Origin of the sequence: Bradyrhizobium sp. Rc2d (genome assembly GCF_900099855.1) — a bacterium.
In the GTDB taxonomy this organism is placed as follows: domain Bacteria; phylum Pseudomonadota; class Alphaproteobacteria; order Rhizobiales; family Xanthobacteraceae; genus Bradyrhizobium.
The window spans coordinates 22,491-36,191 of the sequence record NZ_FNCU01000010.1; the positions used below are offsets into that span (position 1 = coordinate 22,491).

Genomic DNA, 13,701 nt, shown 5'->3' on the forward strand with positions numbered 1-13,701 from the left:
TGATTGCGCAACGCCCGCGACCAGAGCCCCATTCCGATACAATCGGAACGGGACTCTGGATTTTTGTATTGACGCGTTTTCTTTACGCGAACCGGTATCCACTTCGCTCGAAAACGCTCTTGCTGCCTCAAAAGCGGACAGTCATGCCCACATGACTCGCAGCGAATCCAAGCCGCGTGTAGAAGCGCTGCGCATCGACGCGTGTCTGATGCGTCAGCAGCTCGACCAGATTGCAGCCGCGCGCTTTCGCTTCCGCGATCGCCCATTGCACCAATCGCTCGCCGATGCCGCGGCTGCGACAACCGGAAGCAACGCGGACGTCTTCGAGCAGGCCGCGCACGCCGCCTTGCGAGCTGATGCCGGGCAGGATCGCGAGTTGCAGGCAGCCGATCACCCTGCCCTCGCTCTCGGCGACCACAAGCGTCAGATTCGGATCGCGCTCGACCCGCGCGAATGCCTCGTAATAGGCGGCGGGCAGCGGATCCTCGACGCGCTCACGCCCGCGTCCGAGATGATCATCGGCGAGCATCGCCACGATCGCGGCGACATCGTCGCGGCGCGCGGGGCGAATGGAAACGGCCTCAGTGTTCATGCGCGTTATACTCCAGGCTCAGCGCGCCGGCGCAAGGCCGAGAAACGTCTCGGCCTCGCCGATCCAGCGGCGGACGGCCGCATGGCGAGCGAGATCGAAGCCGCCCTCATGCGCAACGCGGGTATAGGCGAGCAGCGAGACATCCGCGAGCGAAACCGCCTCACCAGTGAAGAAGCGGCTGACCGAAAGATGCTGCTCCATGCGGTCGAGCGCCGCATAGCCACGCTTGACCTTCTCGGGGTCGAGCTCGGATGCCGTCTTGCCGAGATAGACCAGGAGGAAGCGGCACACCGCGATATAGGGCTCGTGGCTGTACTGCTCCCAGAACAGCCATTCGTCCATCTTGGCAGCAATGAAGGCGTCGCGCGGAACGAGCGCGCTGTCGCGGGCGAGATAGCGGATGATGGCATTGGATTGCGCCAGCGTGCGGCCGTCGTCGAATGCGACGGTCGGCACCTGACCGGCGCCGTTCATCTTCAGAAATTGCGGCGTGCGGGTCTCGCCCTTGCTTGTGTCGATTTCAATCCACTGGTAGGGCAGCGCGAGCTTGTCGCAGACCCATTTCACCTTCAGACAATTGCCGGAATTGCTATCGCCGTAGATCTGCATCGCCGCCGCCCTGCTTTTGAGCGACAGAGCATCAGGACGGACGAGAGCTGTCAACCGCGGCGTAGCCGAAGCACGTCAGATGTGGCCGCGTCAGAACTTGTAGCCGAGGCCAGCGCGAACGGTGTTGATGCTGGTGTCGACCTGGGAGGTGAAGCGGATGTACTCCCACTCGGCGCGCATGAAGAGACCGCCGACGAGGTTGATGTCCACCCCGAGGCCGCCGCTGTAGCCATAGATCAGATGATTGTGCTGCGCCTCGCTCGCGGAGACCGGCCCTAGCAGAACGCCGGCGGGAGTCACGAAATCCTGGGCGCTCACCGTACGCACGATATCGGCATTGCCGAGCGCGAGCCCACCGAACACGTAGGGCAGGAAGCACCCCCATGCATAGCCGGCCCTGCCGCGAAACGTTGCCATGTCCTTGATCGCGATCGAAGCCGTCGAGCTCGCTGTCACGCTGTGCACGTTGCCGTCGGACAGCTGGTTGCTGCGCGCTTCGCTGGCGGTGGTCGATCCTCCGAACTTGCCGTGCAGATAGCTCGCCTCCAGGCCGATCACGACATCGTCCCACTGAGCATTGTAGCCCACGAAAGCACCGTATCCACTGCTACGCTGAGAGGCCTTTCCGAGGCCGAGATTCCATTGCGAGACCTGCATCTCCTGCTCGATCAGGGTGTCCGCGAGCAGCGCGGCCATCATATTGCTGGTCGATCCGTTGAAATTCTCGTCGGACGAGCCATAGCCGCCCTGGCCTCCGATGTAGAAGCCCTGCCAGTTGACTGTGGAGGTGCTCAGACCGTCGGTGAAGCTGCCGCGCAGGATCGGCAGGTCCGGCATGTCGGCCGCATGCGCGGCGGACACCGTCCCCAACATCGCCGCCGCCACCATCAGCCTACGCATCGCAACGCTCCATCGGACTCGAACTGTTGCGATGATCATCGCCTGTTAACCTTAACCAATGGTTGCGTTCGCCACGTTCGCCGCTGTCGGGCCATGAAAAATCCGCAAAGCAAAACGGCGCGGGATGATCCCGCGCCGTTAAGACGTCTTAAGCGATGAGGCTGACGATCAGCCCTTGGTGACCAGCGGCGGCGGCGCGTAGACCGGCGGGCTGTTGAGATCCCAGCGCACGCCGAGCTTGACGTCGTGCGAGGTGAGCTCCTTGATCTTGATCGAGGTCGGACCCGAGGCGCTGTTGTCGAACAAGCGGAAGTTGCCGGGCGCCGCGTCGCCGAGGTTCATGTAGCTGTAGGCCAGTTCGACGGTGAAGCCGGGATTGACCTTGTAGGCGAGACCGGCGTGAGCGGCCCAGGCGAAGTTCCACTTTCCGTTGTCGGCGAAGTAGGCGACGCTGTTGGACAGGGTGCCGCCGCTGAATGACACGCCGTCATCACGGAAGCCGCTGATCTTGTTGTAGGAGCCGCCGACACCGGCACCGACGAACGGAGTGATGCACCACCACGTGCCGAGATCGACATAGGCGTTGGCCATGACGACCCACTCGGACTTGCTGCCGCTGTAATTGTTGGAGCCGACGAAGCCGGGCCCAATGACGTTGTCGGCACCATGCAGATTAGCCTTGCCCCGGTACTGGCCGATCACGTCCGCACGAAACCAGTTGTTGAAGCGATAGCCGACACCGAGATCGAACAACGGCGACGAGTCGAAGCCGAGTCCCTCCGTCGTCCTCGTAAACCCCGGCGCTACGGCGGCGTCGATGCGCTTGGCGCTCTGGTTGGTCATGCCGATGTCGCCGCGGAGATACCAGCCACCAAAATCGGCGGGCGGAGCCGGCGGCGCGTACATCGGAGGCGGAGCCGCGATCGGCATATCAGCGGCGAACGCCATCGACGAGATCAGGGTTGCCGCACCCGCGGCAAGGAGAGACTTAACGCTACGCATTTGGCTTCGTCCTTATGGCCGGTGAGGCAAAAATGCAGACGCCCCACGTTCTGGAAACTCACGACCCGGACGATGGCAGCAAATGTTTAAGCGCCACTTAACCCTAATTTTTAAGGTTGATTTTTTCTCACCATACACGCGCGCGCCGCGCCAGCGTTGCAAGAATGCCGCGCCAAATGCGACGACCTCGCCGCAATTCCTAACGATGTGTGAAACCGCAACGCGGCGAGAGAGGATGCGTTAACGCGCGTGCCCCGGCAGCCTGGGCAGGAATCGCGATCTTGCGACCAAATCGGTCGCCCAAGGGACCACCGAGAAACGCACCGACGGCGTTGGCCGCGAGAAAGATGAAGAGATAGATCTGCGCAGCTTGTCTTACCCGCTCCGCGAGTCCGGAATCGTAGGGTAGGCAAAGGCGCACTTGCGCCGTGCCCACCATCGATCCAAAACTGCAACAGAAGCGGTGGGCACGCTTCCGCCTTCGCTCTTCGAGCGACGGCGGACAAGTCGCTTTGCCAACCCTACGTCACTGCGGGAGAAGGAAGACCTTACGCCGCCGCCTGGCCGAGCGCGGAGACGATGGTGTCGACGACGTCCTCGACCAGGATGCGGTCCTCGCCCTCGCCCATGACGCGGATCACCGGCTCGGTGCCGGAGGAGCGGATCAGGAGGCGGCCGCAGCCGTTGAGACGCTTCTCGCCGTCGGAGATCGCCGACTTGACGTCGGAATCGTCGAGCGGCTTGCCGCCCTTGTGACGGACGTTCTTCAGGATCTGCGGCAGCGGATCGAAGCGGTGGCAGACTTCGGACACGGGGCGGCGCAGCTTCTGCACCACCGCCAGCACCTGCAAGGCCGCAACGAAGCCGTCGCCGGTGGTGGCGTAGTCGGACAGGATGATGTGGCCGGATTGCTCGCCGCCGAGATTGTAGCCGCCGTTCAGCATCTGCTCGAGCACGTAGCGGTCGCCGACGGGCGTGCGGACGAGGTCGAGCCCCTGCCCGTTCAGGAAGCGCTCGAGGCCGAGATTGGACATCACGGTCGCGACGATGCCCGGCCGCGACAGCCGGCCGTCTTCCTTCCAGCTCTGCGCGATCACCGCGAGCAGCTGGTCGCCGTCAACGAGATGACCGCGCTCGTCGACCAGGATGACGCGATCGGCGTCACCGTCGAGCGCGATGCCGATGTCGGCGCGCATCTCGCGCACTTTCTTCGACAGCGCTTCCGGCGAGGTCGAGCCACATTCCTTGTTGATGTTGAAGCCGTCGGGCTCGACGCCGATCGGAACGACGTCGGCACCCAATTCCCACAGCGCTTCCGGCACCACCTTGTAGGCGGCGCCGTTGGCGCAATCGATCACGACGCGCAAACCATCCAGCGACAGATCGCGCGGCAGCGTGCGCTTGGCGAATTCGATGTAGCGGTCATGCACGCCGTCGATGCGGCGGGCGCGGCCCAAGCTCGCGCTCTGCGCGAGCCTCTTGTCGAGGGATTCGTCGAGCAGCTGCTCGATCTGCCGCTCGACGTCGTCGGAGAGCTTGAAGCCCTGCGGGCCGAACAGCTTGATGCCGTTGTCCTCGAACAGATTGTGCGAGGCCGAGATCATCACGCCGAGATCGGCGCGCATCGACTTGGTCAGCATCGCGACCGCCGGTGTCGGCATCGGGCCGACCAGCAGCACATCCATGCCAACCGAGGTGAAGCCCGCGACCATCGCGTATTCAATCATGTAGCCGGACAGGCGGGTGTCCTTACCGATCACGACCCGATGGCGGTGGTCGCCGCGCTGAAACGCAAGGCCCGCGGCCTGGCCGACCTTGAGCGCGAGCTCCGGCGTGATCAGTCCGTTGGCGCGGCCCCGAATCCCGTCCGTCCCGAAATATTTGCGGCTCATATCGTCCCCCAGGCAACAATCAGGGGTCCCCTCGACAACCACGGGCTGCCCGAAAAGGCCCCGCATCCCTGATTTGCTGAGCTCTTATAAAACCATCGCGGCTAACTTGGCTTCAAAAAATATGATGAATCATTACGGAACCGGGCCCGCCGCGTGCCCGATAACGTATTGTTAACACTATATTTCCCTGCAGGGAAGCCGGAACGGGATGGAACCCGGCCCTAGCCGGTGCGCTTCACATGGCCGTCGCCGCGGCTCGGCGGTGGCTGGGTGACGTTGACGGGATCGGAGGCCGGAAAGGTCTCTTCCAGGCCTTCTTCCAGCGCTTCCTCGAGGTCGCGCTTCTCCTTGATCTCTTCCGGCGAAGGTGCGGCGTGCGGCCTCGTCATGGCGCCCTCCTCTCAAACGATTTGGCTGTGCATCTAACCATGCTAGATGACCCCGAAATCATCCGATGCAAGACGGGCCGGGGAAACGATCATGAAGCACATCACCTGTATCGACGATCTTCGCGCGCTGCATAAGCGCCGCGTGCCGAAGGCGTTCTTCGACTATTGCGACCGCGGCTCCTATGCCGAGGAGACGCTGCGCGCCAACCGCGAGGACATGCAGGCGATCAAGTTCCGCCAGCGCATCCTGGTCGACGTCTCCAAGCGCGACACCTCGACCACGATCCTCGGCGAGCCCTCGACCATGCCGCTGATCCTGGCGCCCGTCGGCTTGCTCGGCATGCAGCATGGCGACGGCGAGATCCATGCCTGCCGCGCCGCGCAGGCCGCCGGTATCCCGTTCACGCAATCGACCATGTCGATCTGCTCGATCGAGGACATCGCCGCCAATGTCGAGAAGCCGTTCTGGTTCCAGCTCTACGTCATGAAGGACCGCGGCTTCATCAAGGATCTGATCCAGCGCGCCATCGCGGCCAAGTGCAGCGCGCTGGTGCTCACCGTCGACCTGCAGGTGATCGGCCAGCGCCACGCCGACATCAAGAACGGCATGACGGTGCCGCCGGAATGGTCGCTATCGAAGCTGCTGGATTTCGCCAGCAAGCCGGCCTGGGTCTCCGGCGTGCTGCAAGGCAAGCGCCGCACCTTCGGCAACATCGCCGGCCACGTTAAGAACACCGAGGATCTCAACCGCCTCGCCGAATGGACCGCATCGCAGTTCGACACCTCCTTGAGCTGGAAGGACGTCGAGTGGGTCCGCAGCATCTGGCCGGGCAAGCTCATCATCAAGGGCATCCTCGACGTCGAGGACGCCGAGGAAGCCGCCAAGACCGGCGCGCAGGCCCTCGTCGTCTCCAACCATGGCGGCCGGCAGCTCGACGGCGCGCCGTCCTCGATCGAGGTGCTGCCCGAGATCGCGGACGCGGTCGGCGACAAGATGGAGATCATGTTCGACGGCGGCATCCGCTCCGGCCAGGACGTGATGCGCGCACTCGCGCTCGGCGCAAAATCCTGCATGATCGGCCGCGCCTACGCCTATGGCTTAGGGGCCGGCGGCCAGGCTGGCGTCGCCAAGGCGATCGACATCATCCAGAAAGAGTTGCTCACCACCATGGGCCTGTGCGGCGTCAACAGGATCGACGAGATCGACGATCACGTCATTGCGGTGTGAGGCGAAACCGTCGCGTCAAACACAGCCGTCGTCCCGGACAAGCGCGCCCTGAGCGCGCGCCGATCCGTGACCCATAGCCACAGGCGGACGTGGCTACGGGGACTCGGAGTTACCTCCTTCGCGCAACAACTTGACCCTGTGGTTATGGGTCCCGGATCTGCGCTGACGCTTGTCCGGGACGACAGCGGTGTCTGTCGCGATAGTTGCGCAATATATCCCGCGCCTCACATCGGCGGCGTGACCCCGTCGCGGCCGACGCCGACGCGGTTGGTCTCGAAAGAGCCGTCCGGCAATTGCTTCGTGAAGGCGATGATCTTGGCGCCGGCTTTGAGCTCGGACTTCTCGCCCGGCAGATAAGTGACCACCGGGGTGTTGTCGGCGACGAACACCTTCTTCTCGCCGTCCTTGTACTTGACCAGCAGCGTGTGGCCGTCATTGCCGACCACGCTCTCGGCGACCGTCGCATTGGTCATGCTGGAATTGGGCTTGAGATCCCAGGGCCGCGAGCCCTCGCCGGTGCCGCGCATGCTCTCCGGAAAGACGTGGACCTCGACCGCATTCTGGCCGCCGTCCGGCCCAGGCACGGTGGTCGCGCCAATGAACGAACCCGGCTTGATGTCGGCGAGTGAAATCTTGGTGATGCCTGCGACGTTCACGTCAGAGGCAATGTGAAGCTTGACGTCTTCGCCGCTGCGCGACTTGACCTGCATGGTGTCGCCATTGACGCTCTCGATCGTTCCGCGCACGCGCGTCGGCACCGGCGCTTTCTGGGCGAAGGCGCCGTAGGTCGAGAGGGCCACCATTGCGACGGCGAGAAGTGGACGTGTGAAAGTTGCACGTTGAACAGACATGACGGTCTCCGGTTATCCCCACCGAGGGAGAACTCCGGAACAGCCGCGCTATTCTCTCAAGTCTTTGTGAGATCGGCCTCGACCAGCGCGCGCAGCTCGGCGGTGACCTCAGGCCGCTGGCCGAACCACAGCTCGAAGCCGCGCACCGCCTGGTGCAGCAGCATGCCGAGCCCGTCGGCGGTCTTCAGGCCGCGCGCTTTTGCTGCCGCAAGCAGCGGCGTCACCAGCGGGACATAAACGAGATCGGCGACCACGGCCGCCTGCGGCAGGCGCGCAACATCGACATCGAGTGAAGGCTGGCCATGCATGCCGAGCGAGGTCGTGTTCACGAGAAGTTTTGCACGTGGCAGAACGTCGTTGATCGCATCCCATGCAACGGGGTGCACGTTCGGCCCGAACTGTTTCGCCAGCGTCTCCGCCCGCGCGATGGTGCGATTGGCGAGATGGATGTGCTTGATGCCCCGCTCGCGCAGCCCGAACACGACGGCGCGCGAAGAGCCGCCGGCCCCGAGCACAAGCGCCTCCTCAGCCGCATCCCAGCCGGGCGCGCTGGCGTCGAGATTGCCGATGAAGCCTTCGACGTCGGTGTTGGTGGCGTGCAGCTCGCCGTCTTCGAACCACAGCGTATTGGCCGCGCCGACGGCCGTTGCGTGCGCATCGGGTTTCGACAGCGCCAGCACGCCCTCCTTGTGCGGGATGGTGACGTTGGCACCGACGAAGCCGCGCAGCGACAGCCGCAGCACGAAGTCGCGCAGGTCCTCGGGCGGAACCGCCTCGATAACGTAGCCGCCCTCGATCCCGAGCGTGCGCAGCCAGTAATGATGAATCAGCGGCGAGCGCGAATGCGCCGCCGGCCATCCGATCAGACAAGCGGCGGGAGCCCTGGTCACGTCATCCTTCCCTCAAGCGATGTGGAAGGCGATCCATTTCGCGTCCCGAAGGCTCTGTCAAGCGCACGAGCGCCGCATCGCCACGGCGCTGTCAGCTCGCGGCAACCTCATCGGCCTCGGGCTGCGTTGCGCGGCCCTTGATATCGGCAATCGCGCGCTCGAGGCTCTGGCGATAGCGCGCGCGCGGCGGCGTCACGCCATGGGTGAGCAGCGCGCGGCGAACCGCCGGCGATGCCCCCGTGATGAACAGCCTGATGCCCTGGCGGTGGGCCTTGGCGGCGACGCGCCCGAGCACGTTCGCCGCGGTGGAGTCCAGGAACGGCACCGCGGCGAAATCGACCACGAAGGCCTTGCGCTGGTCGGCGACGCCGTCGAGCACGCCTCCAATCGCAGAGGCGGCGCCGAAGAAGAACGCACCGGTGATGCGATAGACCAGCACGTCGCGGTCGACCGCAAGCGCGGAATCGTAGGGAACGCGCGCACCGTTGCTGTCATCGGGGCGATCGGGGACCACCAGCGGCGTGCGCTCCTCGATGCCCGTCATCTCCGCCATGCGATGGATGAACAGCACCGCGCCGAGCGCGAAGCCGACCAGAATGCCTTCGGTCAGATCGCGGAAGATCGTGAGCAGGAAGGTTGCGAGCAGCACGACGGCATCGCCCCATGACGAGCGCAGGAGCGTCGCGAATTCCTGCTTCTCCGCCATGGTCCAAGCCACCACGACGAGCACGGAGGCGAGCGCTGCGAGCGGAATGTAGCTTGCGAGCGGCGCCGCGATCAGCATGAACAGCAGCAGGAAGATCGAATGCAGCATGCCCGCGAGCGGGCCGCGCGCGCCGGCGCGGATGTTGGTCGCGGTGCGCGCAATCAGGCCGGTGACGCAGATGCCGCCGAACAACGCCGAGCCGATATTGGCGACGCCTTGCGCCACCAGCTCGCAATTGGAGCGATGACGGCGTCCGGTCATGCCGTCGGCCACCACAGCCGACAACAGCGATTCGATGGCGGCCAGCAGCGCGAACGCGATCGCATCCGGCAGCACGGCCTTTGCCTTCTCCAGCGAGAACGCGGGCAGCGCCGGCGAGGGCAGCTCGCGCGGAATGCCGCCGAAGCGCGAACCGATGGTCTCGACCGGCAGCGACAGCACGGCGCTGGCGATCGCCGCGAGCGCAACCGCAATCAGGATGCCGGGCCAGGACGGCCGCCAGCGCCGCAAGGCGGCGATGATGACGATGCTGCCGATCGCGACCACGACGGCCGATGGATTGATGGTGTCGAGGCTGCCGGCGAGCGCAACGAGCTTGGGAACGAATTCGCTGGGCTCTTTCCCGGCCAGCGTGATCCCGCCGAGATCGCGGAGCTGGCTCGCAAAAATGATCACGGCGATGCCGGCGGTGAAGCCGACAGTCACGGGATAGGGAATGAACTTGATGTAGGTGCCGACCCGCAACAGGCCCGCGGCGACCAGGAACAGCCCCGCCATCATGGTGGCGAGGATCACGCCGTCGACGCCGTGCCGCTCGGCCGTCACCGCAACCAGGACGATGAAGGCGCCCGCGGGTCCGCCGATCTGGAAGCGGCTGCCGCCGAGCAGGGACACGATGAAGCCACCGACGACGGCGGTGTAGAGGCCGCGGTCCGGTGTCACGCCCGAGGCGATCGCGATCGCCATCGACAGCGGCAGTGCCACGATCGCGACGGTGAGGCCGGCGAAGACGTCGGCGCGAAAGTCCGCGACGCCGTACCCCTCACGCCAAATGGTGACGAGCTTTGGCAAATACAATTCGACAAAGGTCGGCCGGCGAAGCTGATGCAGTTGGCCCGCTTGATCGCTTGTGATGCTCATGCCCACGATGCTCCGAAGCATCGTGCGTCCCGTGTTGCCGAGGTGCGACGATGCGCTATCCCATTCCTGATCCCGAGCATGATCAACGCCCGATCATGCCCCCACCCGCCGCGGCGGCCCCGGCTCCTTGAGGCGAACGCCGCGCCCGCCAATGTCGCTGCGCGCCTGCTCGCCGATCAGCTCGACGCCGGCCCGATCGAACGCCTCGACCACCTTGATCAGGGTCTCGACCACGCCGCGAACATTGCCGGTGCTGGCTTCCATCCGCTGGATGGTCGGCAGCGAAACGCCGGCGAGCTCGGCCAGGGTTTTCTGGTCAATGCCGAGCAGCGCCCGCGCTGCCCGCATCTGGAACGACGTGATCACCGTGGCCTCACGTATCAGAGCCTATAAGTGATATCTGGGACATATACAATGATATAAAATACATCATATGAGGCCGGGCGCAAGGCCTGGATCGGCTGCCCATCTGCCTCCGTCGTCATTGCGAGGAGCCCGCGACAAAATTGCAAAGCAATTTTGCGCTGGTGCGACGAAGCAATCCAGACTGCCTCCGCAGAGACATTCTGGATTGCTTCCGCCTTCGCCAAAGGCTTCGGCGGACAAGTCGCTGCGCTCGCAATGACGGAGGTTGGGCGCGGGTTCGGCTCAATGAAATGCCGCATCCGCGGAGGCAGCCCCTCACCCCACCCTCTCCTCGTGAAGAACGGGGAGAGGGAGTGAGAAGCCATTACCTTCCTTAGGGATCACGCCGCGTGCTGGTGGGCGGCGATGATCTGGTCGGCGGCGCGGCCGGTCACTTCGGCCATGTGGTCGAACTGGCGGGTGAAGCTGCCGGCGCCGGCGGTGGCCGAGCGCAGCTCGACGATGAGTTCGCCGATCTCGGCTTCCGGCATCATGGCGCGGACGCAGTCCCAGCCGCTCCAGCCGTCGCGGGTGTCGAAGCCGAGGATCTGGCCACGCCGCGCCGACAGGATCGCATTGATCTTGGCGGTGGCGTCGGTCGGACAGACGATCTCGACCATGTGGATCGGCTCGAGCAACACCGGCTGGCATTGCGGCAGGCCCTCGTTGAGTCCGACCCGCGCCGCCGTGCGGAAGGCGAGGTCCGACGAGTCGACGCTGTGATAGGAGCCGTCGGTCAGCGTCACCTCCACGTCGGTGACGGGGAAACCGAGCGGGCCGCGCGCCAGCCCGTCGACGACGCCTTCCTCCACCGCCGGGATGTAGTTGCGCGGCACCGCGCCGCCGACCACCTTCTCGGCGAACTTGAAGCCGTCGCCGCGCGGCAGCGGCCTGATGTCGAGCACGACATCGCCGAACTGGCCGTGACCGCCGGACTGCTTCTTGTGACGCCCGCGCTGGGTGATCGGCTTGCGGATGGTCTCCTGATAGCCGATCGCGGGCGGATGCGAGGTGACCTTGACGCCGAAGCGGTCGCGCAGCCGCTCGCCGGCGACGCGCAGATGCATCTCGCCCTGGCCCCACAGCACGGTGTCATGGGTCTGGGCGTTCTGCACCACGACCAGCGAAGGATCCTCCTCGTGCAGCCGGGCCATCGCCTGGCCGAGCTTCACGTCGTCCTTGCGATCGGTGGCCGCGATCGAGATCGCGAGCACCGGCGGCGTCGGCTCCACGGCGACGAGCGCAGCCGGCGGGGTCTTGCCGCTCGAGACGGTGTCGCCGGTCTTTACGGGGTCGAGCTTGGCGAGCGCCACGGTGTCGCCGGCTTCGGCCGAGGCACGCTTGGTGTCGTAGGCGCCGTTGACGGCGAGGATGCCGGAGATGCGCCCCGTGCCACCGGCTGAGGATTGCAGCGTCGCACCGTCGTCGAGATGACCGGCGAGCAGCCGCGTCAGCGACAGCTTGCCGCCGTGCTGCGAATGCAGCGTCTTGAAGACGTAGCCGAGCGCATCCTTGGTGTCGGGAACGCCGAGACGTTTTGCGGTCTCCGCAACGCCGGGCGCCTCGTGGCGCAGCGCTTTCATCAGACGCAGCACGCCGTTTTCGCGCGCGGCGGCGCCCAGCAGCACCGGACAGATCAGTCCTTCGCGCAATTCGCGGGCAAGGTCGTCGAACACGGCATCGCGCGGCGGCTGTATGTCTTCGAGCAGCTGCTCCATCAGCGCATCGTCGTGGTCGGCGAGCTTCTCCAGCATCGAGAAGCGAGCCTCCTTCTCGCGGTCGAGATTGCCGCCTTCGAGCGCGATCACCTCGGAGGCCTTGTGCTCGCGATAGACGAAGGCGCGCTCCAGCGCGAGATCGACGAAGCCCTCGATCAGCTCGCCGTTCCAGATCGGAATCTGGCGCAGCACCAGCGGCACGCACGAGGCGGGCTGGAGCATTGCGAGCGTCTCGCGGATGCGCTCGCTGGCGCGGTCGATCTTGTTGAGGAACAGGAAACGCGGGATCTTCAGCTCCTCCAGCTCGCGCAGGATGATCTGAAGCTGCGGCAGCTTCTTCTCGTCGGCCTCGCAGACCACGACCGCGGCATCGACCGCGGGCAACACGGCGCGCATGTCGTGGGCGAATTCGACGGAACCGGGACAGTCGAGGAAGGTGTAGCTATCACCCATGAAACTCGTGGTGGCGGCAGTCAGCCCGACGGTCATCTTGTGATCACGGGCCTCTGGCGTGGCGTCGCCGACGGAAGTTCCGGCATCGACGCTGCCGGCGCGCGGGATCGCACCCGTTCGCGCCAGGATTGCTTCGAGAAGTGTGGTTTTACCGCTTTGGAATGGGCCCACCAGCGCGATGCACCGTGGACCTCGGGGACTTCTGACGTCTTGTCCCATTCGCCGCCTCCTTCTTGTGGAGCTCGGCCCATGATTGGGTCGGCAAACGCAGATGCTCTGCCCGTCCCCAAGATTTGGCAAGCATCAAACGTCGCTGCGGTGCGTCGTCGGTATTCACCTCTCCCGGAGGGAGAGGTGAGTCTCGTAGCTGGCTCAGTCAATTAGAATTGACGACGGCTCAACGCCCCGGACGAAGTTCCAGGCTCTCCAGACCCGCGGCGACGTTGAGGCCGACCTGGCCCTGCACGCTGAGCGGCTGGAGCGCGATCGAATTGTTGGAGCCGCCGACCAGCACGTTGCCACCAAGCCCGACGCCGACCGAGGCGCTGCCCTGCGCGCCCGCGTAATTGCCGGAGAGATCACCGGGGCCGAGCCGGTCGACCGGCGCGAACACGCCCCAGGCGAGCGCCGTCTCCTGGGTGATGCCGATGTCGAGGCCGACTTTGCGGATGGTCGCGACGTAGCGGTCGTCGGGCAAGCCGTCGGCGCGCAGCACGCAGCCGAGATGGGTCACCGATCCCACGATGAAGCCGACGCTGGCGCCGCCGCGACATTCGAGCACGCCGATCCGCGTCATCCGTTGCTGCGAGCTGGCAGCAACGACGGAGACAACGAGGCTTGCGGCGGCGAGCCCGGCGAGGAGGAACGAACGGCGCATGAAACGTCTCCGGCGATGAAGGTGATTGCGTGCAGAGGCACGATCTACT

General features: G+C 65.1%; 13 protein-coding genes and 1 pseudogene. 1 reads left to right on the forward strand and 13 read right to left on the reverse strand.

The window, feature by feature from the left end; translation table 11 throughout:
* Nucleotides 1-127 precede the first annotated feature (127 nt).
* The 7 genes and pseudogenes from BLV07_RS14630 to BLV07_RS47530 form a co-directional block, all read right to left on the reverse strand.
* Nucleotides 128-592: a GNAT family N-acetyltransferase gene (locus tag BLV07_RS14630; protein ID WP_091886607.1), complete on the reverse strand. Its 465-nt coding sequence runs from the start codon at nt 590-592 to the stop codon at nt 128-130.
* Nucleotides 593-610: 18 nt separating this feature from the next.
* Nucleotides 611-1,201, reverse strand: coding sequence for a glutathione S-transferase family protein (locus tag BLV07_RS14635; protein ID WP_091886610.1), 591 nt, complete (start codon nt 1,199-1,201; stop codon nt 611-613).
* Between the two features lie 90 nt (nt 1,202-1,291).
* Nucleotides 1,292-2,101, reverse strand: coding sequence for an outer membrane protein (locus BLV07_RS14640; RefSeq protein ID WP_176945538.1), 810 nt, complete (start codon nt 2,099-2,101; stop codon nt 1,292-1,294).
* 168 nt (nt 2,102-2,269) lie between these two features.
* Nucleotides 2,270-3,103: an outer membrane protein gene (locus tag BLV07_RS14645; RefSeq protein WP_091886613.1), complete on the reverse strand. Its 834-nt coding sequence runs from the start codon at nt 3,101-3,103 to the stop codon at nt 2,270-2,272.
* A gap of 238 nt (nt 3,104-3,341) precedes the next feature.
* Nucleotides 3,342-3,476: pseudogene (locus BLV07_RS50350) on the reverse strand (MFS transporter); the annotation flags it as partial.
* Nucleotides 3,477-3,651: 175 nt separating this feature from the next.
* Nucleotides 3,652-4,995: a phosphoglucosamine mutase gene (gene glmM, locus BLV07_RS14655; RefSeq protein WP_091886618.1), complete on the reverse strand. Its 1,344-nt coding sequence runs from the start codon at nt 4,993-4,995 to the stop codon at nt 3,652-3,654.
* A 221-nt stretch (nt 4,996-5,216) separates the two neighbouring features.
* Nucleotides 5,217-5,384: a hypothetical protein gene (locus BLV07_RS47530; RefSeq protein ID WP_164939789.1), complete on the reverse strand. Its 168-nt coding sequence runs from the start codon at nt 5,382-5,384 to the stop codon at nt 5,217-5,219.
* 91 nt (nt 5,385-5,475) lie between these two features.
* On the opposite strand from BLV07_RS47530, the gene BLV07_RS14660 reads away from it, so the two are divergent.
* Nucleotides 5,476-6,612 (forward strand): alpha-hydroxy acid oxidase, encoded by a 1,137-nt coding sequence (locus tag BLV07_RS14660; protein ID WP_091886621.1) that lies wholly within the window; start codon nt 5,476-5,478, stop codon nt 6,610-6,612.
* A 224-nt stretch (nt 6,613-6,836) separates the two neighbouring features.
* On the opposite strand, the gene BLV07_RS14665 is transcribed toward BLV07_RS14660, so the two are convergent.
* The 6 genes from BLV07_RS14665 to BLV07_RS14695 all read right to left on the reverse strand — a co-directional run bounded on the left by BLV07_RS14665 (nt 6,837) and on the right by BLV07_RS14695 (nt 13,652).
* Nucleotides 6,837-7,463 carry a hypothetical protein gene (locus BLV07_RS14665; protein WP_091886624.1) on the reverse strand — a complete coding sequence of 209 codons (627 nt, stop codon included), beginning with the start codon at nt 7,461-7,463 and terminating at the stop codon, nt 6,837-6,839.
* A gap of 56 nt (nt 7,464-7,519) precedes the next feature.
* Complete coding sequence (locus tag BLV07_RS14670; protein WP_091886627.1) at nt 7,520-8,353, reverse strand: shikimate dehydrogenase; 834 nt, start codon at nt 8,351-8,353, stop codon at nt 7,520-7,522.
* A 91-nt stretch (nt 8,354-8,444) separates the two neighbouring features.
* Nucleotides 8,445-10,199 carry a SulP family inorganic anion transporter gene (locus BLV07_RS14675; RefSeq protein WP_091887067.1) on the reverse strand — a complete coding sequence of 585 codons (1,755 nt, stop codon included), beginning with the start codon at nt 10,197-10,199 and terminating at the stop codon, nt 8,445-8,447.
* A 93-nt stretch (nt 10,200-10,292) separates the two neighbouring features.
* The gene (locus BLV07_RS14680; RefSeq protein WP_091886630.1) at nt 10,293-10,565 is read right to left on the reverse strand and encodes a helix-turn-helix domain-containing protein; all 273 of its coding nucleotides are present in this window, start codon (nt 10,563-10,565) and stop codon (nt 10,293-10,295) included.
* 380 nt (nt 10,566-10,945) lie between these two features.
* Nucleotides 10,946-12,994 (reverse strand): elongation factor G, encoded by a 2,049-nt coding sequence (locus tag BLV07_RS14690; protein ID WP_091886639.1) that lies wholly within the window; start codon nt 12,992-12,994, stop codon nt 10,946-10,948.
* 178 nt (nt 12,995-13,172) lie between these two features.
* Nucleotides 13,173-13,652 (reverse strand): DUF992 domain-containing protein, encoded by a 480-nt coding sequence (locus BLV07_RS14695; protein WP_091886642.1) that lies wholly within the window; start codon nt 13,650-13,652, stop codon nt 13,173-13,175.
* Nucleotides 13,653-13,701: the final 49 nt, after the last annotated feature.

Coding starts and splice junctions, on each gene's coding strand:
- BLV07_RS14695 (WP_091886642.1), bottom strand. CDS start 13,652: ATGCGCCGTTCGTTCCTCCTCGCCGGGCTCGCCGCCGCAAGCCTCGTT.
- BLV07_RS14635 (WP_091886610.1), bottom strand. CDS start 1,201: ATGCAGATCTACGGCGATAGCAATTCCGGCAATTGTCTGAAGGTGAAA.
- BLV07_RS14660 (WP_091886621.1), top strand. CDS start 5,476: ATGAAGCACATCACCTGTATCGACGATCTTCGCGCGCTGCATAAGCGC.
- BLV07_RS14640 (WP_176945538.1), bottom strand. CDS start 2,101: ATGCGTAGGCTGATGGTGGCGGCGGCGATGTTGGGGACGGTGTCCGCC.
- glmM (WP_091886618.1), bottom strand. CDS start 4,995: ATGAGCCGCAAATATTTCGGGACGGACGGGATTCGGGGCCGCGCCAAC.
- BLV07_RS14630 (WP_091886607.1), bottom strand. CDS start 592: ATGAACACTGAGGCCGTTTCCATTCGCCCCGCGCGCCGCGACGATGTC.
- BLV07_RS14665 (WP_091886624.1), bottom strand. CDS start 7,463: ATGTCTGTTCAACGTGCAACTTTCACACGTCCACTTCTCGCCGTCGCA.
- BLV07_RS14645 (WP_091886613.1), bottom strand. CDS start 3,103: ATGCGTAGCGTTAAGTCTCTCCTTGCCGCGGGTGCGGCAACCCTGATC.
- BLV07_RS14690 (WP_091886639.1), bottom strand. CDS start 12,994: ATGGGACAAGACGTCAGAAGTCCCCGAGGTCCACGGTGCATCGCGCTG.
- BLV07_RS14675 (WP_091887067.1), bottom strand. CDS start 10,199: ATGAGCATCACAAGCGATCAAGCGGGCCAACTGCATCAGCTTCGCCGG.
- BLV07_RS47530 (WP_164939789.1), bottom strand. CDS start 5,384: ATGACGAGGCCGCACGCCGCACCTTCGCCGGAAGAGATCAAGGAGAAG.